This window comes from Paenibacillus sp. FSL H8-0282, assembly GCF_037963825.1.
Classification (GTDB): domain Bacteria; phylum Bacillota; class Bacilli; order Paenibacillales; family Paenibacillaceae; genus Paenibacillus_AQ; species Paenibacillus_AQ odorifer.
In genome coordinates, this window is the sequence record NZ_CP150146.1 from 5,210,035 (window position 1) to 5,230,771 (window position 20,737).

19 protein-coding genes and 1 other RNA gene are annotated in these 20,737 nt (G+C 45.0%); 4 read left to right on the top strand and 16 right to left on the bottom strand.

Annotated elements, in window-relative coordinates; all coding sequences use genetic code 11:
* The first annotated feature begins 54 nt into the window (after window positions 1-54).
* Window positions 55-630 (top strand): YhcN/YlaJ family sporulation lipoprotein, encoded by a 576-nt coding sequence (locus tag NST94_RS22635; RefSeq protein ID WP_076129034.1) that lies wholly within the window; start codon window positions 55-57, stop codon window positions 628-630.
* A gap of 55 nt (window positions 631-685) precedes the next feature.
* On the opposite strand, the gene NST94_RS22640 is transcribed toward NST94_RS22635, so the two are convergent.
* The 6 genes from NST94_RS22640 to NST94_RS22665 all read right to left on the bottom strand — a co-directional run bounded on the left by NST94_RS22640 (window position 686) and on the right by NST94_RS22665 (window position 6,285).
* Window positions 686-1,138 (bottom strand): pyridoxamine 5'-phosphate oxidase family protein, encoded by a 453-nt coding sequence (locus tag NST94_RS22640; RefSeq protein ID WP_076129033.1) that lies wholly within the window; start codon window positions 1,136-1,138, stop codon window positions 686-688.
* A gap of 101 nt (window positions 1,139-1,239) precedes the next feature.
* Window positions 1,240-2,340 (bottom strand): LCP family protein, encoded by a 1,101-nt coding sequence (locus tag NST94_RS22645; RefSeq protein WP_339281316.1) that lies wholly within the window; start codon window positions 2,338-2,340, stop codon window positions 1,240-1,242.
* 82 nt (window positions 2,341-2,422) lie between these two features.
* Complete coding sequence (locus NST94_RS22650; protein WP_076179286.1) at window positions 2,423-2,719, bottom strand: YlaH-like family protein; 297 nt, start codon at window positions 2,717-2,719, stop codon at window positions 2,423-2,425.
* A gap of 129 nt (window positions 2,720-2,848) precedes the next feature.
* Entirely contained in the window at window positions 2,849-4,690 is a 1,842-nt protein-coding gene (gene typA, locus NST94_RS22655; RefSeq protein WP_076129029.1) for a translational GTPase TypA, read from the bottom strand.
* A 205-nt stretch (window positions 4,691-4,895) separates the two neighbouring features.
* A complete protein-coding gene (locus tag NST94_RS22660) occupies window positions 4,896-5,405 on the bottom strand; it encodes a hypothetical protein (protein ID WP_076129027.1) in 510 nt (169 codons plus the stop codon).
* Window positions 5,406-5,625: 220 nt separating this feature from the next.
* Window positions 5,626-6,285, bottom strand: coding sequence for a TerC family protein (locus tag NST94_RS22665; protein WP_076136549.1), 660 nt, complete (start codon window positions 6,283-6,285; stop codon window positions 5,626-5,628).
* Window positions 6,286-6,456: 171 nt separating this feature from the next.
* Here NST94_RS22665 and NST94_RS22670 point away from each other — a divergent pair, with 171 nt between their 5' ends.
* Window positions 6,457-7,149, top strand: coding sequence for a TerC family protein (locus tag NST94_RS22670; protein ID WP_076217854.1), 693 nt, complete (start codon window positions 6,457-6,459; stop codon window positions 7,147-7,149).
* A gap of 67 nt (window positions 7,150-7,216) precedes the next feature.
* Here NST94_RS22670 and thiI read toward each other — a convergent pair whose 3' ends face one another.
* The 6 genes from thiI to NST94_RS22700 all read right to left on the bottom strand — a co-directional run bounded on the left by thiI (window position 7,217) and on the right by NST94_RS22700 (window position 11,940).
* The gene (thiI, locus tag NST94_RS22675; protein ID WP_248549392.1) at window positions 7,217-8,497 is read right to left on the bottom strand and encodes a tRNA uracil 4-sulfurtransferase ThiI; all 1,281 of its coding nucleotides are present in this window, start codon (window positions 8,495-8,497) and stop codon (window positions 7,217-7,219) included.
* A 9-nt stretch (window positions 8,498-8,506) separates the two neighbouring features.
* Window positions 8,507-9,658 carry a cysteine desulfurase family protein gene (locus NST94_RS22680; RefSeq protein WP_076185255.1) on the bottom strand — a complete coding sequence of 384 codons (1,152 nt, stop codon included), beginning with the start codon at window positions 9,656-9,658 and terminating at the stop codon, window positions 8,507-8,509.
* Window positions 9,659-9,740: 82 nt separating this feature from the next.
* Window positions 9,741-10,445, bottom strand: a complete 705-nt coding sequence (locus tag NST94_RS22685; RefSeq protein ID WP_038572880.1) for a lytic transglycosylase domain-containing protein — start codon at window positions 10,443-10,445, stop codon at window positions 9,741-9,743.
* Between the two features lie 186 nt (window positions 10,446-10,631).
* Window positions 10,632-11,042: a hypothetical protein gene (locus NST94_RS22690; protein WP_038572882.1), complete on the bottom strand. Its 411-nt coding sequence runs from the start codon at window positions 11,040-11,042 to the stop codon at window positions 10,632-10,634.
* Window positions 11,043-11,054: 12 nt separating this feature from the next.
* Window positions 11,055-11,276, bottom strand: coding sequence for a DUF1540 domain-containing protein (locus NST94_RS22695; RefSeq protein ID WP_036683762.1), 222 nt, complete (start codon window positions 11,274-11,276; stop codon window positions 11,055-11,057).
* Between the two features lie 166 nt (window positions 11,277-11,442).
* A complete protein-coding gene (locus tag NST94_RS22700; RefSeq protein WP_036683764.1) occupies window positions 11,443-11,940 on the bottom strand; it encodes a YpuI family protein in 498 nt (165 codons plus the stop codon).
* 316 nt (window positions 11,941-12,256) lie between these two features.
* Here NST94_RS22700 and NST94_RS22705 point away from each other — a divergent pair, with 316 nt between their 5' ends.
* Entirely contained in the window at window positions 12,257-14,191 is a 1,935-nt protein-coding gene (locus tag NST94_RS22705; protein WP_076302460.1) for a S8 family peptidase, read from the top strand.
* Between the two features lie 5 nt (window positions 14,192-14,196).
* On the opposite strand, the gene NST94_RS22710 is transcribed toward NST94_RS22705, so the two are convergent.
* Window positions 14,197-15,627, bottom strand: a complete 1,431-nt coding sequence (locus NST94_RS22710) for a PLP-dependent aminotransferase family protein (RefSeq protein WP_339281317.1) — start codon at window positions 15,625-15,627, stop codon at window positions 14,197-14,199.
* 93 nt (window positions 15,628-15,720) lie between these two features.
* Between NST94_RS22710 and NST94_RS22715 the strand changes: the two genes are divergently transcribed.
* The gene (locus NST94_RS22715) at window positions 15,721-16,941 is read left to right on the top strand and encodes a PLP-dependent aminotransferase family protein (RefSeq protein ID WP_339281318.1); all 1,221 of its coding nucleotides are present in this window, start codon (window positions 15,721-15,723) and stop codon (window positions 16,939-16,941) included.
* 1,464 nt (window positions 16,942-18,405) lie between these two features.
* Here NST94_RS22715 and rnpB read toward each other — a convergent pair.
* The 3 genes from rnpB to NST94_RS22730 all read right to left on the bottom strand — a co-directional run bounded on the left by rnpB (window position 18,406) and on the right by NST94_RS22730 (window position 20,734).
* Window positions 18,406-18,808: RNase P RNA component class A (gene rnpB / locus NST94_RS22720), an RNA gene on the bottom strand.
* A 64-nt stretch (window positions 18,809-18,872) separates the two neighbouring features.
* Window positions 18,873-19,988, bottom strand: coding sequence for a Nif3-like dinuclear metal center hexameric protein (locus NST94_RS22725; RefSeq protein WP_280753446.1), 1,116 nt, complete (start codon window positions 19,986-19,988; stop codon window positions 18,873-18,875).
* Window positions 19,964-20,734: a class I SAM-dependent methyltransferase gene (locus NST94_RS22730; RefSeq protein ID WP_280753466.1), complete on the bottom strand. Its 771-nt coding sequence runs from the start codon at window positions 20,732-20,734 to the stop codon at window positions 19,964-19,966. The genes NST94_RS22725 and NST94_RS22730 overlap by 25 nt, the downstream gene beginning before the upstream one ends.
* Between the last annotated feature and the right edge of the window lie 3 nt (window positions 20,735-20,737).

Consider the following 20,737-nt stretch of genomic DNA (forward strand, 5'->3'; position numbering starts at 1 on the left):
AAGGGAAAAGATATGGTACAGAAACGATTCTTTGGCTGAAAGGAGTAATCACATATGAGAAAATCAATATGTCTGTTGCTGGTACTGCTGCTACTGACAAGCTGCGGTATCGCTAATAAAAAGACATCACCCTCTCCTCAGAATAAACAATCTGCGAATGCTGTAAAGGGTACGGGGAACCATGAGGTTCGGCAATTGTCCAATGATGGTGCGACTAATCCTAAAGCCACCTCAAAAGCTGGTCAAGCCGTCAATGTTAATGGAGAAAGTGAAATTGCACTTAAGGATCATTTTGAACAGTTGGCCAAAAGAGTTCCCGGTGTAAATGGCGCACACTGTGTAGTCATGAACAAAGTTGCCATAGTTGGTCTTGATGTAGAAGGTTCTCTGGGCCGTTCACGTGTAGGAAGCATCAAATATTCTGTAGCGGAAGCCATCCGCAAAGACCCAAGAAGTGTACGGGCGCTTGTCACTGCGGATATGGATCTCTCCAGCAGATTAGCGGAAATGAGCCGCCATATCTCCAAGGGACATCCGATATCCGGATTCTCATCCGAGCTGGCCGATATTATCGGACGAATCATGCCACAGCTGCCAGAGGATACCAAGCCGCAAAAAAATGCACAGTAGAGGTTAAGAACAAAAGATGTTCTTTGAGTTCAAAAAAAGCCCAGTGATATTTTCACTAGGCTTTTTTCATGGCAGCAAATACTTGTCCGTCCAACTTCTCAGCGGCACGTCCATCATAAACTTTCGCATATCTTGGGGCGGAGTCCAGCTGCGCGCCGTAAAAAAGCGCGTTGCGGACCGCTTGAATTTCAACATCAAAACAGCACATCTTAAAAGGAACATCTTCTAGCGGGTCCTGCCTTACAGCAGCACTACCGTTAATGGCATAGACAGTTCCTTCACCAAACACAGTTATAGTTATTAATGGATTAACCTTCATATTATTCACAAGTCTTGAACGATGATCAATAGCCAAACGCACAGTACTAGGACTAACAGCATAAAGCCACGAAATAGCTGTGGATGTAGGACCGCCTGTCTCCGCATCAACTGTGTTTAGAAGAACAAAGGTTTCCGATTGCAGCATCGATAGCAAAGTTTCATTCAGCTGAGCAACGGCTTCGGACATAAGTACTGGCCCCCTATGCGACGTTAATTCATTCGATTTATTATATTATAGCACAGGCTGAAACTTGCATTCAATTTTAGCTATGGAAGATATTAAGGTCCTCAAGGCGTCTCAGCAGCTGTCGAATCATCTCCCGTGGAAATTCCTGCAATCCGATCCTGCAAGCTTTTCTTAGCGGCCTCAAACTCCTCATCATTAATATATACATATGGACTTCGCCACGTTCCAGTAACCGGCTTGAATTCGATATTCTCTTTGGAAATCTTCCAATACGTCGCAATCATATCTTTGATTTGCGAATTTTCGATATCTGTCTTCATGTTACTGTCCACTGCATCAAGCACCTTGCCGATTTTTAATACGCCACCAAGCGATTGCATCTGATCCACCAGACTGTTCAGAACTTCGTTCTGGCGTTTGTTGCGATCAAAATCATCTGATGCGTTGGTCTTAGGCTTGCAATTGGATTTACGATAACGCACATAGTCCAGTGCATTTTTTCCATCCAGCTCTGCCGGACCCTTATTCAGATTGATATTCGTGCCATCCACAGTGTCTGTATAACACATATTTTCACTAATATTTACTTCGACTCCCCCAAGCTCGTCCACTACATCACGGAAGCCCTGAAAATCAAGAATCGTTGTATAATCTACATCAATATCCAAATACTTACCCATCATCGTCTTCATCTCATCTTCAGCCAGTAGACCAGAGGATTTCTCCTTACCCTTGAAGCGAGCATAAAATTCATTAATTTTCGTCTTCTTATAGCCGCTTAGCTCCACATAGGTATCACGAGGAAGCGAAACAATAGTCGCTGATTTAGTCTTAGGATTAAGTGCTGCAACCATGATCACGTCAGTCAAATAAGACTCGTGTTTAGGTCTGTTATCCGTTCCCAGTATAAGCATCGTCAGTGGTTTTTCTGAAGCGGAATGCCCTGGAGCAACCGTACCCTCAACCCCTGCATTAAATACGCCATGCTCAAGCTTCCAATACAGATAACCGCCATAACCCAGCACGCCGAGGATCGCAATAATTAGCAAAGTTAACAATACTCTAACTAATCTGCCAAAAAAACCTCTCTTTTTCACTTTCTTTTTCGTTTTTTTCTTAGAAACACCCTTCACAGGCTGTTTTCTATTAGTAGGTTGTTGCCCGTTTGCTCTTGGAGGTAAACCGCTGTTTCTTGTACTCATAATAGAATAAAGTCCTTTTCATTTCATTTAGAATTAGAATTGCTACATTAATTAGACGATCCTTAAGGTACAAAAGTTGCGATTACGATCTCTTCGCTGCTGCCGCAGCCTTTCTCTTCTGTCGAGCTTCTACTATATAACGTATCCGTACCATCAGCATTAATCCGACAGCAACCAACAGACATTGGATAATCGGAAGCTTATCATGTTGGAAAATGAGGAGCATGCCAGAGCCAACCGCCATCATTATGTAGAGCATGATTTCCTTGCCAATCGATAACTTTTGATTCACACGAAAGACTTGATTATAAACAAAAGTAAGCAATATAAAGATAACAATATAAGCGACGATTGGATGCTCAGCGAACCACACCTGCATAGATAACCGCACTCCTCCCAAATTTAAGATACGTTTACATTATATCATCAGTAGGGGAATTTTTTGTTTCTTATATTAAAAAAAGCCGCCGGATGCAATAATCCGGCGGTCTTATTCATAAGCATGTGTTTACGCGTTGGCTTGTGCTGTTTTACGTTGTTTCTCTACACGTTCGCGTTCGCCTTTGTTCAGAATCTTTTTACGCAAACGAATGGATTTAGGTGTAATTTCACAATATTCATCATCGTTCAAATATTCAAGTGCGCCTTCCAAAGAGAAGGTGCGTGGTGTCTTCATTTTTACAGTATCATCTTTGCCTGAGGTACGCATGTTGGTAAGTGCTTTTTCCTTACAGATGTTAACGATAATATCGTTATCACGGGTATGCTCGCCTACGATCATACCTTCATAAATTTCTGTACCTGCATCCAAGAAGAGAATACCACGATCCTCAACACCCACGATTCCATATTGAGTTGTTGATCCAGTCTCACTTGCTACAAGCACACCTTGATGACGTCCGCCAACTTGACCAGCAACCAGTGGAGCGTAGCTGTCAAAAGCATGGTTCATAACGCCGTAACCGCGTGTCAATGTCAAGAAGTAAGTGTTGTAACCAATCAATCCACGTGCAGGAATCAGGAACTCCAGACGTACTTGACCCGTACCGTTGTTAATCATATTGACCATTTCGGCTTTACGAGTACCCAGACTCTCCATAACAGAACCCATGCTCTCTTCTGGAATATCAATCATTAGACGCTCAAGCGGCTCCATTTTGACACCGTCGATTTCTTTAATGATTACTTGTGGTTTAGAAACTTGCATTTCATAACCTTCACGACGCATATTCTCGATCAGAATACCAAGGTGAAGCTCACCGCGTCCAGAAACGATAAATGCATCAGGACTATCAGTTTCTTCCACACGCAAACTCACGTCTGTTTCAAGTTCTTTAAATAGACGCTCACGTAGTTTACGGGAAGTTACCCATTTACCTTCTTTACCAGCAAAAGGACTGTTATTCACTAGGAATGTCATTTGCATGGTTGGTTCGTCAATCTTCAGAACCGGAAGTGCTTCAGGGTTTGCAGGATCAGCAATGGTCTCACCAATGTTGATGTCCTTGATCCCTGCAATAGCAACGATATCCCCTGCGCCCGCTTGCTCTGTTTCAATACGTTTCAAACCTTGGAAGCCGAACAATTTCTCGATACGTGCAGTTTTGCTCTTACCATCACGCATAATAACTGTTACAGATTGACCTTGTTTGATCACACCGCGGTTAACACGTCCAATCGCAATACGACCCAAGTATTCGTTATAATCCATCAACGTTACGAGGAATTGAAGCGGTTCTTCAACACTTTCGGTTGGAGCTGGAATATGTTCAACAATGGTTTCGTAGAGCGAAAGCATCGTTTCATCTTGTTTCTCAGGAACCATGCTTGATGTACCATTAAGAGCAGATGCATAAACAACAGGGAATTCCAATTGTTCGTCATTTGCTTCAAGTTCGATGAACAAATCGAGCACTTCATCAATAACTTCCTTAGGACGAGCAGCTGGACGGTCAATCTTGTTCACGACAACGATCGGTGTAAGTTTTTGTTCCAATGCTTTACGCAGAACGAATTTCGTTTGCGGCATGCAGCCTTCATAAGCATCAACAACCAGCAATACACCGTCAACCATTTTCATGATCCGTTCTACTTCGCCACCAAAGTCAGCATGTCCAGGTGTATCCACAATGTTGATCAAAAACTCTTTATAAGTAATTGCTGTATTTTTAGCTAGGATTGTAATTCCACGTTCCCGTTCGATATCATTAGAGTCCATAGCACGTTCTTGCAAGTGCTCATGGGCGCTGAAGATCCCCGATTGTTGAAGGAGCTGATCGACGAGTGTTGTTTTGCCATGGTCAACGTGGGCAATGATCGCAATGTTGCGAATATCTTTTCTTGAATGCATGATTTGTATCCAAATCCTCTCATTTATCAAATTAAAACTGTTAAAATTCATAGCATGTCACGGCAGTCTCACAAAAGAAGCGCCAGGCAGAAAGCCGACGCTTCAACATAACATTAATATTATAGTGAAAGTACCATGAAAAGCAAGTCTTTTTATGAAAAAACAGTTACCAATTTCCGTTTTTTTTCACAAGATCCTACAGCAATTAGCTTCGATACCATCTATTCCGGCCACGTGCTCTGCCTCGACCGGTAATCAGCCAAATTCCTACAGCTATTAATACAATCCCGATCAGGTATATCGCGCCGGTGCCCATAAGGCTGAAAATACAAAGCGCAAGGCTTAGTAAGCCTAATGTTACAGCAATTGCTGACAGGCCACCCGTCCGTCTAGGTTCATAGATGGAGTATTCATACAAGCCCACGGCAAGACCAAGCAACAGCACAGGCCATAAGTTTCTCATAAGCCCCCATCCCCAAATATTGCAGAGGCCAAACAACAAACCATACACCGTTAATATCCCGGCAGGAACCAATACCGAGGCCGAAGCACGACGGCTGAAAAATAACATGTGTAGTACTATTCCTGGAATTAAAATCACTAGAGGCCAAAGCGCGCGCCCCAAAAATCCGAAGACGCCCAGCTTACCTAATAAAATCACGATGCCAGCAGCAACAATAAAAATTCCTAGCTGTATATCTTTCTTTGAAGACATCCTTCACCCATCCCTTCAATTTCACGTCTACCTCATTTCCTCGTCACCTTATAGCCTGAAAGCGACAGGATTCTTACTCATATATTATCCGAAACATACACAAAATGCCATCACTCCCTGTGATTAATCAGTGTCTATAAGCGCTTCTGATCACGCAAAAAAAACGGACAATTCCAATTTATGGAGATGTCCGTTTAGTATTGCCTTTTATTGCAATTTATTAACCTGCAGATGTTTTTCTGCGTTTTATTGCTCCCGTAACGACAACTAATATTCCTAAGGCAATGGGCAAATAGGAATGTGAGGAAGGGAACAAAAAGGAGAGCATCGTCCCTAATTTTGCATCCTGAAGCAACATATCCCCTGCTGTAAACGCCAATATATAAGCACCGATAAATACGAGCACTGGAAACCGGTGCAGCCAGCCGACAATAATGCCGCTTCCCCACACTACTATCGGAATGCTAAGAGCAATCCCGATGACAATTAAAGCCAAATCTCCTTTAGCTACTCCTGCAATGGCTAGTACATTATCCAGGCTCATAATGAAGTCTGCTACAAGAATCGTTCGGATTGCTTTCCAGACTGAGGATGATTCCCTTACTCTGAGATCCTCCTCTTCCTCCAAAAGCAGCTTGAACGCTATCCATAGCAGCAGCATTCCCCCTCCAGCCTGAATATAAGGGATTTTTAATAGCAATACCGCAACAAAAGTAAGCAAACACCGCAGAACAACTGCGCCTGCTGAGCCCCACCATACTGCAGTCTTTCGGTGCTTCGCCGAAAGATCCTTGCTGGCCATTGCAATAACCATTGCATTATCTCCGCTCAGCACCAGATTAATCATCAATATTTCACCAAGGAGCAATAATGAATCCATTCGCACTTACCTCCCCGAGTCACATGTAACTACTTGTATGTTCGGAAATGACAAGCTATGCTTCCTGTCCAACTTTTTTTGAGCGTGAACGCATGTTGGCTCCTTTTTTTGCGTATACAAAACTAAGCATATTTTGAAGCTCAATCTAACAAACTTGGGAGTGACTTCGCTTTGAATACATCCATCTGGGAGTTTATATTATCGCTGCTCAACATTATTTTTCTAGATCTTATTTTGGCGGGAGATAATGCCATTGTGATCGGTCTTGCGGCGCGTAATTTACCGTCAGACACGCAAAAGAAGGCTATCGTATTTGGAACAGCAGGTGCTGTAGTGTTGCGGATCTTCGCAACGATTCTGGTCGTATGGCTGTTGAAAATCCCCTGGTTACTGCTTGCCGGAGGGATTTTACTCATTCTGATTGCCTATAAGCTGTTAACCAGTGAGAACACTTCAACAGATATCAAGGCAGGTCAAAGCTTGTGGTCCGCTGTAGGGACAATCATTTTAGCTGATGCTGCCATGGGCCTTGATAATGTGATCGCCATTGCCGGAGCTGCCAAGCATAATATCTCACTGGTTATCATAGGACTGCTGATCAGTGTTCCCATCGTTGTGTGGGGAAGTACCCTTTTTATTAAATTAATCAACAAATATCCATGGATCATTTATATTGGTTCTGCTGTCTTAGGTTTTACTGCTTCAAGTATGATTACGGATGAACATCAGCTTGCGCCATTTTTTAATCATCATCCGCTGCTCAAATATCTGTTTATAATCGTGATCATTATAGGTATCTTGGCAGCGGGACATTGGAAACGCCAATCAAAACCAGAAGAGCCTCAGGAGGGCACATTCGTCTAAACCACAAAAAAACTGCCTCAGAACGTAGATTTCACTACGCTTCAAGGCAGTTTTTTGGTTTATTACTTTAGAACCATTCTTCCTGTAAACCAGCCTCGACACTTACAACATCACTAGGCTTCTCATCTCCATAGGGAGTGATTAACACGGTCTCTGTGGCTTCAATCGCCGCTTCCAGAAGTTCAGAATATCCCGGAAGCGTAGCCTCTATCTTATCCACAATCCGTAAATTCGGATTTGTTGTAGGTGATTTTGGAACAAATAAAGTACAGCAATCCTCATAAGGAAGGATGGACAAATCATAGGTACCGATGTTCTTCGACAGGTCCACGATATCACTTTTGTCCATCATTACCAGCGGACGCAAAAGGGGGAGGGTTGTCGCACGGCCAATCACGTTCATGCTTGGCAAGGTCTGGCTAGCGACTTGTCCCAGACTATCCCCGGTTACAATCGCCAATGCACCTTCCCGCTCAGCAAGCTGGGTAGTAATTCTCAGCATTGCCCGCCGCATCAGTGTAATAATCAGATTATCCTGGCCGATGCCGGTAAAGGAAGTCTGCACTTCAGTAAAGGGTACCAGATGCAGCTTGATTACACCCGCATAACGTGACAATACCCGCGCAAGATCCACAACTTTTTGTCTAGCAAGCTCGCTTGTATAAGGATAACTGTAGAAGTGCACGCACTCCACTTCAAGTCCGCGCCGCATGGATGACCAGCCTGCTACGGGACTATCAATGCCACCGGACAGCAATAACATCGCTTTTCCGTTAGTGCCTAATGGAAATCCACCTACACCGGCAATATTTTCACAGAAAATATAAGTATGTCCCTGACGAATTTCGACCCTCAGCTCTAATTCAGGCGATTTAACGTCTACGGTGAGGCCAGGATATCCTTGCAATAGTGGTGTCGCGATCCGTTTATTCATCTCAATGGAGCCGTAAGGGAACTCTTTCCATACCCGCCGAGCATTAACCTTAAATCTGGTGCCCGGAGCAGGCGCGATTATCTCCAAAAATTGACGGCTGACCGCTACAATATCCTCAAGCTCTGACTTAGAAACCTTCACTGGACTAACTGAAGCAATGCCAAATACATTCTTCAGTGCTTGTACCAATTCAATCGCAGATTCCCCGTTCAATTCCACGTAAATTCTTCCGAATTCCTTGCTCAGAACTACGTTTGGATAAGGCTTAATCAATTCCTTCACATGACGCAGTACGGTTTTTTCAAATCGGGTACGATTTTTGCCCTTTAAAGTAAACTCTCCAAAACGCAGGAGCAGCATATCAGCGTATTCTATACTATGGGCTCTGCCTTCTGCAGATTCCTTGTTCATCATGCTCATTTGTTACTTCATTCCTCCTTCAGCAATCTTTAAAGCTTGTACCGCAGTGGTTAATGCTTGCTCAAGCGCAGCGACATCCTCATCTGTATGACTGTCGCCAAGGCTAATACGAATCCCACCTGAAGCACTGGAGACATCTTTACCCATAGACAATAATACACGACTAGGCTCAGCCAGTCGTGAGGAGCAGGCCGAACGGGTGGAGACAGCCATCCCCAGTTCCTCTAGCTTGCGGGCGAATACCTCTCCCTTCATGCCAGGGTAAGAGAAATGCACAATATGGGGAGCTCCATCCTCTCTGCTGTTTATAACAAATTCAGGAACGGTGCGCAAGAAGCGTAATAATCGATCTCGGAGTGGAACCAACTGGGCAACGAAGGTTTCGCGCTGCTCACCACTCATGCGGATAGCTTTGGAGGATGCGACAATCGCAGGTACATTTTCAGTTCCAGCGCGTTGTCCTTCTTCATGAGAGCCCCCTGTAAGCAATGGGAATAGCTTAATTCCCTCTTTGATATACAGTAATCCCACTCCACGTGGGCCTCGAAGCTTATGAGGAGACAGGCTATAAAGATCCACCTGCCATTCCTTTAAGTCAACTGCAAGTTTACCATATCCCTGAACACCATCTACATGAAATAAGGTTCGCGGATTCACAGCTTTAATCAGCTTCCCCATCTCTTTAAGCGGTTGTATCGTTCCAATCTCGTTATTGACATGCATCACACTAACAAGCACTGTGTCGCGCCGGACAGCAGCAGCTACGCGCTCAGGATCAACAACGCCAGTGCTATCGGGTGCTACAAAAGTAACCTCCCAGCCCATTCGCTGCAATTGCAGGAAACTCTCATATACAGAGGGATGCTCTATTTCTGTAGTTACCAAATGACGGCCTCTAGTCTGATATTGCAGAGCAGCGCCTTTTATCGCCAAATTATTGCTTTCCGTTGCACCAGAAGTAAATAGAATCTCCTGCGGTTGTACAGATAAAGCAGCAGCACATACTTCACGCGACCGTCTGATCAGCTTACCCGCTTCACTGCCCGCACGGTGCAAAGAGGAAGGGTTCGCATAATGCAGCTTCATAATTTGTTCCATCGTCTGCACCACTTCTTCATAGGGCGGTGTAGCGGCGGCATAATCCCAGTAAAGCATATGTCAAATGTCTCCTTTACTTCGTTGAGTGAACTTATTATCGAAAAAGGATCAAACGGTGTTTCCCGTTTGATCCTTTTTATTATACCGCGTATTGAGCGCGAGCGCGTTCTATTTTAAAGATATAAGATTGTGTCTCTTTTGGAAGCAGGCTAAGTTTCTCCAATAATTCCTGATCATTGGTTACTCCCAGATCTGTTACCCGTCCCGGCCCTGCGTTGTACGCTGCAAGTGCCATCTTTTCCTCTCCGCCAAAGCGTTTCAGTTGATAAGATAAATAACGTACGCCGCCATCAATGTTTTGCGCCGGATCGAACGAATCAGTAACCCCTAAGCCGCTCGCGGTCCCATCCATAAGCTGCATTAAACCTTTAGCCCCTGCCGAAGAGACCACATTAGGATTAAACGAAGATTCAGTATCAATCACTGCTTTGATCAGATCAATCGGCACGCCATATTTAGCACTCGCCTTCTGGATGAGATCATCATAGCTCGTAGGTGTGGAACCCGTTATTTCCCCGGAAATTATGTTATTGAAGGTTTCTGTTGTCCCACCTATCTGCTGCCATAACAAGCTGCTGACTGAAGTTGCATCCGGGAGAGAAGTCAAATAGCTTGAACTTTCACTACTCGTTGACATTGCCTGAAGCATTGTCGCAAATCCAGAAGCTGAAACTCCCGTTGACCGTTCATTTCCATTCGCGGAGCTAGTTTTTTCGGTTGTAGCCTTAAGGTTGATCCATTTAAGCTGCCCTAACCCGTCGGTTACAGCGGGATTGATCTGCATGCTGGCGCACTCCTTTTTTGTCCTACTCGAATCATATATAAGGTTTCGCGTTGAAATTTCGATGAATTACGGCTTAATCTTACATTTTATCTGAGATTATTGCTATATGTTGGAATGAAAAAACAGACTTCAGACCCTGATATTTAGGTCTAAAAGCCTGTTTAGATCAAAGCCATTCAGTTCTTTTTAGCGCGCAAAGGGAATCATCACGAAGTAACTTAGTGTCGCAACAATCCCTAAGCCCATCGCCCATGCCCCAAGCGTTTTTTGCTCTTTGACATAGGAATAATAACCAACTACGGCAGCGATGGGTCCGAGAATAAAGGACCAGATGAACAATGAGGCGATCCCCATCCCCAGTCCAACATACCCCATTACCCGGCTTCCACTATATTCCGCTTCACTGTCCTTGCGTTCTTCCACTATCCGCGGGGCATCCCGAACCTGCATTGGAACCGGATTTACCTCAGCAGCGTATTCTTCGCGATGCTCTCTGTCCCGCCGAGGATAGTCCACTCTCCGCGGACGAAGAATGACTTTTCTCGGACCGGATTGTTCCCGTGATGAGCTTGATTCATTATCCTTTTCTGTGTCCATTCTGGCGGCCTCCTAAGCGTTCGGCTTAAACGTCAGACAACATGTTGCAGATGATGTACTGGCATGATCGCGGTGACCTTCATTTGTCATTTCTTCAGCATATTCTTCCTTATAACCATTGCCTACGTGCTTATCGATCTCGATGACAATTTCTTCAGCCCGGCATAAATTATGCTCGCCCCAATAATGACAATTGCTCACGCTACATTTTACTAGTGGTTTTTCACTCGACATAATTATCACCTCGGCTTCATTATGTCCGCTCCATTTACCCGCTATTCGACAGAGTGGTTTCCAGTTGATGTATCGAGACAGGGCTTTTAATCCACGCAAAAAAGGACCAGCTCATCGTCATTACAAAATGACAAAGTGCTGATCCCTTTAGATCACTATTTAGAAGTTAAACCTGATTTTGCATACGTTTCTCGGTCAAATAGTCGTTCTCATAATAAATGAGATCATCGCGAAGATCTTCATACGTTTTGGTGATTTCTAGGATGATATCACGTGCGGGACGTACTGGCTTTTTGCGGAAACGGATTGCATCCTGACCAGTATAAGCGTAACGGCCATCTTCAGAATAGCTTTCATTTTTCGGATAAAAGAAGTTGTTCACGCCATAGTGATATACATTATAAAGCGCTTTCTGTGCAAAAGATTCATCGAATGTCGCACGACGCAGCGCAACGCCTAATTTCTCATATGACATTTCCGAGAACACTAATAGGTGACGAAGATCGGACAGAAAACCTTGGTAAAATTGTACAGTTTCCTCATCTCCCTCAACTACAAGCTGAGGCAATGCATGCTCATTTAGAAATACTTCCATTTTGTCGATTACCACTTTAAGTTTATCTCTCGTCGATTCACATAATTTCTGCACATTGGCTGCTGACATAGCGGTTGCTCCTCCTTATTATTCCCTGCTCTTGTAGTCAATAAAGTTAATCCTCTGAAAGAAACCGCCCTAAAGACGTATCTCTTTATTCTTGCAATATCAGGATGTGAACACAGAGAAGTCTAACCTTCTAAACAATTATTAAGAACAACATCTAATGAGGTATCTCTTACAAAATCAAGAAGACAATTCGAGATACTTATTCTCTCTGATATTATCATAAAAAACGTTAGGAAGGTATCCTTTTCTAAGATGCATAAAAGATACGCTCTCTTCTAAACCTATAGACATTACATTGCATAGAGGAGCGGAAATCATGTCACGAAAAAATCTAACAGTTGCAGGTTTGGTTACAGCAGCTTTTACAGTTGGGTTACTTACCTTTGCCCTGCGCCCTGCCACTAATGGGACGACCAGAGAGGCCGCAAAAGTCGCTGTTCAGAATCCGGCTCCAACTTCAGCTTTGCATTCACCTCCAAATCCCTCTCAGGAAAAAACATTAAAGAAAACCTCCTTAAGCCAGGATGTGGAGGCGACAGATCATCTGAACAGAGTCGATGTCAGTAGACATTTAACTAAACTCCTGTCTGAAACAGACGGGATGTCTTCGATTCATGATAAATCAGTGTATGCGAAACGATTGCAGCAAGACCACGGGTTTATCTCCATGCTGATGTGGATCGATTTCCGCACACAAAAGACTGAGACCTTTAAATCGTCTTTTCCAAAAGGAACCGAACAGGAGAACAAACAGCTTCTAAAATATCTCAATACGGCAAAAACAGCAATCCACGGTCATCAATCCTATGAATCTCCAACGTTTACAATCGGTAAAGAAAAATATTACTTTATCGCTCAGCGGAACAAACAGAAAAATGTAGGGATTATTGCTCTTATTAACCAAAAGGTGCTTGGGCGTGTGGCAGACCATCAGCTGAAGAACCTGCGTCTCATTCCGTATCCTAAGGAAGGCAAATACCATGTGGAATCAGTCCATACCGATAACTTAAAGGACATTACAGTCAAGACCGGCCATGATAACGAAAATGCCAGCCATTTTTATGAGAATGAAATTGTAGTCCGTTTTAAGGGAAATGCTCCGACTCAGGGACAGCTCCAGACGATAACCGCCGATATCCACTGCAAGCAGCCACGCAAGCTGGGATATGCCTATATCTTTCGCTCTGAGAAGATGACCTATTATCAGCTGAAATCCTATTTCACCAACAAATGGCATCCCGAGTATACGGAACCTCACTATATGTATTTAACCAATGATACCATCACTAAAAACGCTGAAGGAACTGTCACGCCTAACGACATGTTATTCTCCACTTACCAATGGAACCTCCCGGCGATTGAAACTGAGCTAGGTTGGAATCTTTCCAAAGGCAGCAAAGAAGTGGTTGTAGCCGTAGTCGATACGGGAGTACAGATTAATCATCCTGATTTACAAGGTAAGCTTTTGACTGGTTACAATGCCATTACCAATGGTTCCACACCCGAGGATGATGTAGGTCACGGTACACATGTATCTGGAATCATTGGCGCACTTGTTAACAACGGGGAAGGTGTAGCTGGCATCAGCTGGTACAATAAGATCCTCCCTGTAAAAGCGCTAGATAACTCAGGTGCCGGAACGACTTATTCCGTAGCAGAAGGTATCATATGGGCAGCTGACAATGGCGCAAAGGTTATTAACTTAAGTTTAGGGAATTATGCCGACTCGCAGTTCCTCCATGATGCGATTAAATACGCCTATGACCGGGACATCGTGCTTGTGTCTGCAGCAGGCAATGATAATACAGAACGGCCTGGATACCCTGCAGCTTATCCCGAAGTGATTGCAGTGGCTGCTACAAATGCCTCAGGGGAAAAAGCCTCCTTCTCCAACTACGGCGATTATATTGATGTCGCTGCACCCGGAGAAAGCATCGCAAGCACCTATCCGGACAGCCAGTATGCCGCTTTATCCGGCACGTCGATGGCCAGTCCCCATGTCGCTGCGCTGGCGGGTCTGGTACGTTCACTGAATCCTAATCTGACGAATAAGGAAGTTATGGACCTTATGACCAAAAACGCTGTTGATCTGGGAACTTCCGGCCATGATAAATACTTTGGCTGGGGTCAGGTCGATATTTATAAAACGCTACAAGCGGCAAGCGGCAATCAAGTTCCATTGCAGCTTTTTCCTCAACATGTACGCCAGCAAATGAATCAATTAAAACAAAGAACAAATAACACCCCATAACCGTGTCATTGCAAAAACCGGCCAAGTAAGCGCAGAAACCGCTGTAACCCTTCCTCCATTTCCGGTTCATTCATTTGCGAATAGCAAAGACGGATGTGGCGGGAAGGCGTTTCCGCAGAGTAACAGACATCACCGGGTAAAAAAGAAATGCTCTCCTGCTCCGCCAAGTCATGCAGGCTTGCGATATCAGGAGAAGGGGGCAGCTCCAGCCAGAGATTAAGTCCTCCCTCTGGTAGAATATAGTTCACTCCAGGCGGCGCGTACAGCTTCAGAAGCTTCGCCGCCTTTTCCATACGACCACGGAGTGTAATTCGTAGCTGTGCTGCGTAGGCGTCGTATTTTTCAGCGATGAAGGGTAATACGGCCTTCTGTGTCAGCAAGGGACTTCCTAGATCACTCGCAGATTTAGCGGCGATCAGCCGGGACAGAATATTTCCTTCTGCAGCCACACAGGCGATTCGGCAACCAGGTGCAAGTACTTTGCTAAAGCTTTTCATATAGACTACATGTCCATCGGGATCCATTGATTTAATCGCCCTAGGTGGTGGTGCATGGAAATATAAATCACTAAATGGGTCATCCTCAACAATAAGGCAACGGTAGCTGCGCGCTAATTCCAGCAGTCGTTGTCTTCTTGTGATGCTCATAGTTACGCCGCTTGGATTTTGAAAAGTAGGGATGGTATAAATTAGCTTTGGAGGTCTTTGATCACACATTTTTGTAAGAACATCCACTCGCATCCCTTCACTATCCGTAGGCACAAAAATCATCTCTGCACCTCGTCCCGCAAAAACATCAATAGCACCAGTATAGCTAGGCGCCTCAAGATAGACTGTATCTCCAGGACCAACAAATGTACGAGCCACCAGATCAATGCCTTGCTGGGTCCCGCTGGTTATCATCAAATCGGAAGAAGTGAGTGAAATCCCACGCGATTTCAAATGTTCTCTCATGACATTCCGCAGCTCAAGATCTCCCTGAAAATTCCCGTAGATTGCCATAAGCTCCGGTTGCTCTTTGACCAAGGATGCATAGGTGTCACCAATATCTTGAAGTGGCAGCAGCTCACTGTGGATGGCGGCTAAATGAAAGGGATATTTCACTTCTGAAACATCAAAATTCCGCCAAAGCTGAGCCCGCGGCAAATAATCATCATATAAATCCTGCCAGCAACCCTCTTCTTGACGTCTATTATGGGTTGGATCGGCTACAAAGCACCCTTTACCCTGTCTGCAGTAAATAAGTCCTCGTTTCTCAAGCATATCGTAAGCCTTGCTTACTGTAACCTGACTCACGTTCAAGGTTATAGCTAGACTTCTAACGGAGGGCAGCCGGACACCTTGCTGAAGCAGTCCTGATGAGATCCGCTGACTGAGGGTTTCACTAATTTGATGGGGCAGAGTTTTGCTGCCGCTGCGATTCAAATCGATATGCATGAACCCTTCACCTCCACTGTTATATTCAACGCTTTACTGTTATACAGCACTCCTATTATGATAGCATCAAATCGAAAGGTGGAGAACTAATTTATGGATATCAAATACTCAACGGCAGCCAATCATCTAGGATCATCAGCAGTTCGGGAGATTCTAAAAGTTACACAAGGCAATGACATTATTTCACTTGCAGGCGGGCTGCCTGGGGAGGATTTGTTTCCCTTGGAGGCCGTACGTGATGCCTATAATCGTGTGCTCTCCAGCGACACCTCAGCGCTTCAATATGGGCTTACCGAGGGTTTTACTCCACTACGTGACAAAATCGCTGAAAGGCTTACCCGGCAAGGCATCCCGGTTACAGCCTCTGAGATGGTATTGACTACAGGCTCACAGCAAGCTATAGATCTGTTATGCAAAATATTGCTGGATCCCGGCGATGCAGTTTTTGTGGAAGCGCCCACCTATCTGGCAGCACTACAAGTGCTCGGTTCTTACCGGGCTGCTATTCATTCGATACCAAATGATGAACATGGCATTCTGCCGGATCAGTTAGAAGAGCAGATTCGGATACATCGGCCAAAACTGCTATACGCAGTTCCGACCTTCAACAATCCGTCTGGAGCAACCTGGAGTAAAGAACGCCGCGAGAAGGTGGTTGAAATCTGCCGCCGTTACGGTGTTCTTATTCTAGAGGACAATCCCTATGGAGAAATAACCTTTGATGAAGATAAAACTCTATATCCACCCTCATTAGCCTCCATCGATAGAAGCTTCGGCAGGGATCATTGTGTAGTCTACACAGGGACCTTCTCCAAGATCGTCGCCCCTGCCCTACGCACCGGCTGGATTATCGGCGATTCCGAACTAATCAAGACCATCGCCAAGGCAAAGCAAGCAGCCGATCTGCATTCCAGCACCATCGACCAGCGTGCTTTAGATGAACTGCTGTTGCATTTTGATATTGAGCAGCATATCCGCCTCATCTCAAGAGAGTATCATTCGCGTATGAAGCTCCTGTCCGCGGAACTCAGATCACATAACTGGAAAGGAGCACATTTCCTCGAGCCAAGAGGCGGCATGTTCCTATGGCTTACCCTTTCCGAAGAGATCAATACTAAGGAATTACTCCCGCTGGCAGTGGAAAACGGAGTAGCGTTCGTACCCGGAGAGGTATTCTATTCAGCGGAGCCTCACAAAAACAAAATGCGCCTTAACTTCACACACACGCCACCAGAGCAAGTTCCTGTTGCTGTCCAGCGTCTAGAGAAAGCATTGGTACAATGGCAGCAAAATCAAAACATCGTTCGGTCGTAAACAACTGCTCGTAATCAATACCTACGATGGCAAAATAAAACGGCTTCTCCATCCTTTATTGGACGGGGAAGCCGTTTTTTGTGAGCAGATTTCTGAGCTTTCACTTTTGCGCATTTGCAGAATGTGACCTTTACGCATTTCTGCAAATCACATTTAGCATTTCTACTTTTAGCGTTTTTGCAAATCACATTTCGCATTTTCACAATCAGCGTTTCTGCACAGCTCATTTCGTATCTTCACATTTCACATTCAGCAATTTTCATACGTCATATTTCTGATTTCCACATTTCAGCGTTCCTGCACATCTCATTTCGCATTTCCACAATCCGCGTTTTTGCACATCACATATCGCATTCCACATTTCAGCCTCTCTACCCGATCCCATTTTCGTATTTCCCCATTCAGCAATTTTTGCTCGTCACATTTCGCATTTTCACATTTCAGCGTTTCTGTACAACTCATTTAGCATTTTCACATTCAGCGATTTATGCACATCTCGTTTCGCATTTTCACATTCGCATTTCTACACTTTGCACGTCATATATCCCATTTCCCACATTTCGCTTTCCGCATCACCAAACATCCTCCAGTTACTCAACTCATCTGCCACTCAACTAACTCCGATTTCACAGCGAAGTTACAGCCAGAGGTTACAATTGATATTTTGCTACTAACTCCAATCTTCCCGCAGAAGATTAGCCAGGCTCCGCATTGTTACAGTTTGCTAGCTACTAATCTAATTCTGGCGTCAAAGTAACCATGGAGTTCGGGAGTTCGGGAGTTCGGAATTCTGAAGTTCTGAGTTCTGGAGTTCGGGAGTTCTAGAGTTCTGAGTTCGGGAGTTCGGGAGGTTCGTATCGGACCCCAGCGCTCTTATTTGCATCAATTCCGTTCATTTGGTTTGCTATCGGACTCCATAGTCACTATTGGATTCAAAACGCCCGATATCCACCCTGTTTATGCCGAATAACGGCTCTCCAGTCCGAAACTCCTCCAAAAAGGCATAAAATACACAAATAGCTGCATCTCGGTCCGTTAGCATATCAGCTCATCAACCATCAACCATCATCCATCTACCATCAGCCATCAGCTCATCAACCATCAGCCGTCAGCTCATCAACCATCATCCGTCAGCTCATCAACCATCAGCCATCTACCACCAGCCATCAGCTCATCAGCCACCAGCCATCAGCTCATCTACCACCAGCCATCAGCTCATCAGCTCACCAGCCATCAGCCCACCAGCCATCAACTATCAACCACCAGCCATCAGCCCATCAGCCGCTAGCAATGCTTCTAAAAAGTCTAATTTCTGCATATCACGATCCAAATCCCTGCATGTTCACGCATTCACCGCTTAAATATTTGCCTTATCCGCATTTGTTTGCAACAAAAAAGGCGGCGTAAGCCGGGTTACCGGGATACGTCGCCGTTTGTATGGTGTTGTTATTATAACGTTGCAGTTAGGAAAGTTTGCCGTAAGCCGGGTTCTGTGCTCGTCGTGGTTCGATCGGGAACTACCCTCCCACCATAAGCGACAATCATCTATCTAGGCCATACATTACTGCACAGCTCCAGCGACCAACCTAGACGCGCCTCAGGCTAAGGCTGCTTATTCAGCTGCGTCTCATTAGGTCTTGCTCCAGATGGGGTTTACCAGGAACGAAGTCACCAGCGTTCCTCGGGGTCTCTTACACCTCGGTTCCATCCTTGCCTGTGCCGCCCTAAGGCGGCCATCGGCGGTCCATTTCTGTGGCACTATCCTTCAGCTCGCGCCGACTGGACGTTATCCAGCATCCTGCCTTATGGAGCCCGGACTTTCCTCCCGTGACGTCTTCACGTCACCGGCGATTGTCTGTCAAACTTTCCGAACAACATTATATATTATACAGACATCACATGTCTGGCACAAGCATTATTAAATGGCAATTTTATAGGAACTTAAATGGCTCCGTATTCACCTGCGAAGCATGGACATCTGTATCATACTTATGCTCGGCCAATTTTCCAGCCATCCACTCCGCTACTTTCTCTTTCATGATCTTCTCCGCATTATGTCCCGGATCAATCAGAGTGATTCCGGCGAGCGCAGCATCCTGAACTGTATGATAATCCAGATCCCCAGTAACCAGGACATCCGCACCGCGGAAAATAGCACTGTTATAATACTTTCCACCCGAGCCGCCGAGAACGGCAGCTTTACGAATCGGACGGTCCAAATCACCAACAACCCGTACATGGTCTACCTTCAGGCCTTTTTTTACCGTCTCCACGAATTGTCCAAGGGTTGTAGGCTCTTTGAGCTTTCCTACCCGCCCAAGTCCTAAGCTGCGGCCTTTAAGATCCATTGAGTACAAATCATAGGCAACCTCTTCATAAGGATGGGCCTTAAGCATAGCCTGCACCACTTTGTTGCGGATGGAGTGCGGGACGATCGTCTCAATACGAATTTCCTCGGCACGTTCCATCTTACCTTTTTCCCCGATATAAGGATCCGTGCCTTCTCCTGGAATAAAAGTACCGTATCCCTCGATATTGAAGCTGCAATGACTATAGTTGCCAATTGCCCCTGCTCCAGCATTCAGAATAGCATCCAGAACCTTCTGATGATGATCCTTCGGCACAAATACTACCAGCTTTGATAATTGCTCGGAGTGAATGTCTTTGATGGGTACTCCGTTTTCTATGCCAAGAGCTTCAGCCATCCAATCATTCATTCCACCTTCGGTGACATCCAGATTCGTGTGGCTGATGTACACCGCAATGTCATTCTTAATTAATTTTTCATACATTTTGCCCGCCGGTGTGTCTGTCTGGATTCCTTGCAATGGACGGAAAATAATCGCATGATGCGCAATAATCAAATTGCAGCCTAGACGAATCGCTTCTTCAACTACCTCATCATTCACATCTAAAGCAACTAATACATTAGTGATTTCTTTTTGCAGCGTGCCCAGTTGAAGACCAATTTTATCCCAATCCTCAGCTAAATGCTTAGGAGCCAGTTGCTCCATATACTGAATTACTGTTTGTCCCTTGGCAAACATTGTAGCACCTCCGTAATTTCCCTGATCTGACCTTGAATCTGTTTCCGTTTATGCTCAGCAGATTCGAGTTCTGAACGTGACAACGATGTTAAAATGCCTTTCAATTTCTGAATCTCACCCTGCCACTTAGCAAAAAACACAGCATTTGGTGCTTGAAGCAGCCATGGTCCCATTTGAAGCAAGGCCTCTTGCCCAAGGACTTTAGCGGAATCCCCCAAGGTTAATTCACGATATACACTTTCATTTGTAATTCCAGCTTCCGTATTTTCTGGTACAGCCGTCAATACTTCATATAGCTTCCCGTCTTCTTCCAAAATTCTCTCAGCTACGAGTACCCATTTATTATTTAATAACCAGCGGCGCAAAATATCCTCGCCTACATTCGGTTGAAGCAAAAGGGTTGTAACCTCTTTTAGCTTACCCTGGCTTTGACCCCGGTCCAGAATCGCGGCAATTAATGCGCCTCCCATGCCAGCAATCGTGATACAATTGACTTCACCAGGTTCCAGAACCTCAAGGCCATCTCCACGGCGCACCGAGATCACCTTCCCTAGTCCAGCCTCTGCAACGCCCTTACAAGCAGCATCAAAGGGACCCGGGTTTACTTCACCTGCAATTGCAAACACAGCCTTACCGCTTTCGACAGCGGCCACAGGAAGCAAGGCATGATCGGAACCGATATCTGCTAATCTGCTTCCTTGCGGAATTTGCTCCAGCAATTGCTGAAGCCGATCTGATAATTTCACATT

Excerpts from the sequence above, each read along its gene's own strand:
- NST94_RS22685 (WP_038572880.1), bottom strand. The coding sequence starts at position 10,445 with ATGCAGATCAATCCCGCTGTAACCGACGGGTTAGGGCAGCTTAAATGG.
- NST94_RS22710 (WP_339281317.1), bottom strand. The coding sequence starts at position 15,627 with ATGCATATCGATTTGAATCGCAGCGGCAGCAAAACTCTGCCCCATCAA.
- NST94_RS22645 (WP_339281316.1), bottom strand. The coding sequence starts at position 2,340 with ATGAGTACAAGAAACAGCGGTTTACCTCCAAGAGCAAACGGGCAACAA.
- typA (WP_076129029.1), bottom strand. The coding sequence starts at position 4,690 with ATGCATTCAAGAAAAGATATTCGCAACATTGCGATCATTGCCCACGTT.
- NST94_RS22695 (WP_036683762.1), bottom strand. The coding sequence starts at position 11,276 with ATGTCGAGTGAAAAACCACTAGTAAAATGTAGCGTGAGCAATTGTCAT.
- NST94_RS22690 (WP_038572882.1), bottom strand. The coding sequence starts at position 11,042 with ATGGACACAGAAAAGGATAATGAATCAAGCTCATCACGGGAACAATCC.
- NST94_RS22680 (WP_076185255.1), bottom strand. The coding sequence starts at position 9,658 with ATGCTTTACTGGGATTATGCCGCCGCTACACCGCCCTATGAAGAAGTG.
- thiI (WP_248549392.1), bottom strand. The coding sequence starts at position 8,497 with ATGATGAACAAGGAATCTGCAGAAGGCAGAGCCCATAGTATAGAATAC.
- NST94_RS22715 (WP_339281318.1), top strand. The coding sequence starts at position 15,721 with ATGGATATCAAATACTCAACGGCAGCCAATCATCTAGGATCATCAGCA.
- NST94_RS22665 (WP_076136549.1), bottom strand. The coding sequence starts at position 6,285 with ATGGATTCATTATTGCTCCTTGGTGAAATATTGATGATTAATCTGGTG.
- NST94_RS22635 (WP_076129034.1), top strand. The coding sequence starts at position 55 with ATGAGAAAATCAATATGTCTGTTGCTGGTACTGCTGCTACTGACAAGC.
- NST94_RS22705 (WP_076302460.1), top strand. The coding sequence starts at position 12,257 with ATGTCACGAAAAAATCTAACAGTTGCAGGTTTGGTTACAGCAGCTTTT.
- NST94_RS22650 (WP_076179286.1), bottom strand. The coding sequence starts at position 2,719 with ATGCAGGTGTGGTTCGCTGAGCATCCAATCGTCGCTTATATTGTTATC.
- NST94_RS22725 (WP_280753446.1), bottom strand. The coding sequence starts at position 19,988 with ATGTTTGCCAAGGGACAAACAGTAATTCAGTATATGGAGCAACTGGCT.
- NST94_RS22640 (WP_076129033.1), bottom strand. The coding sequence starts at position 1,138 with ATGTCCGAAGCCGTTGCTCAGCTGAATGAAACTTTGCTATCGATGCTG.
- NST94_RS22660 (WP_076129027.1), bottom strand. The coding sequence starts at position 5,405 with ATGTCTTCAAAGAAAGATATACAGCTAGGAATTTTTATTGTTGCTGCT.
- NST94_RS22700 (WP_036683764.1), bottom strand. The coding sequence starts at position 11,940 with ATGTCAGCAGCCAATGTGCAGAAATTATGTGAATCGACGAGAGATAAA.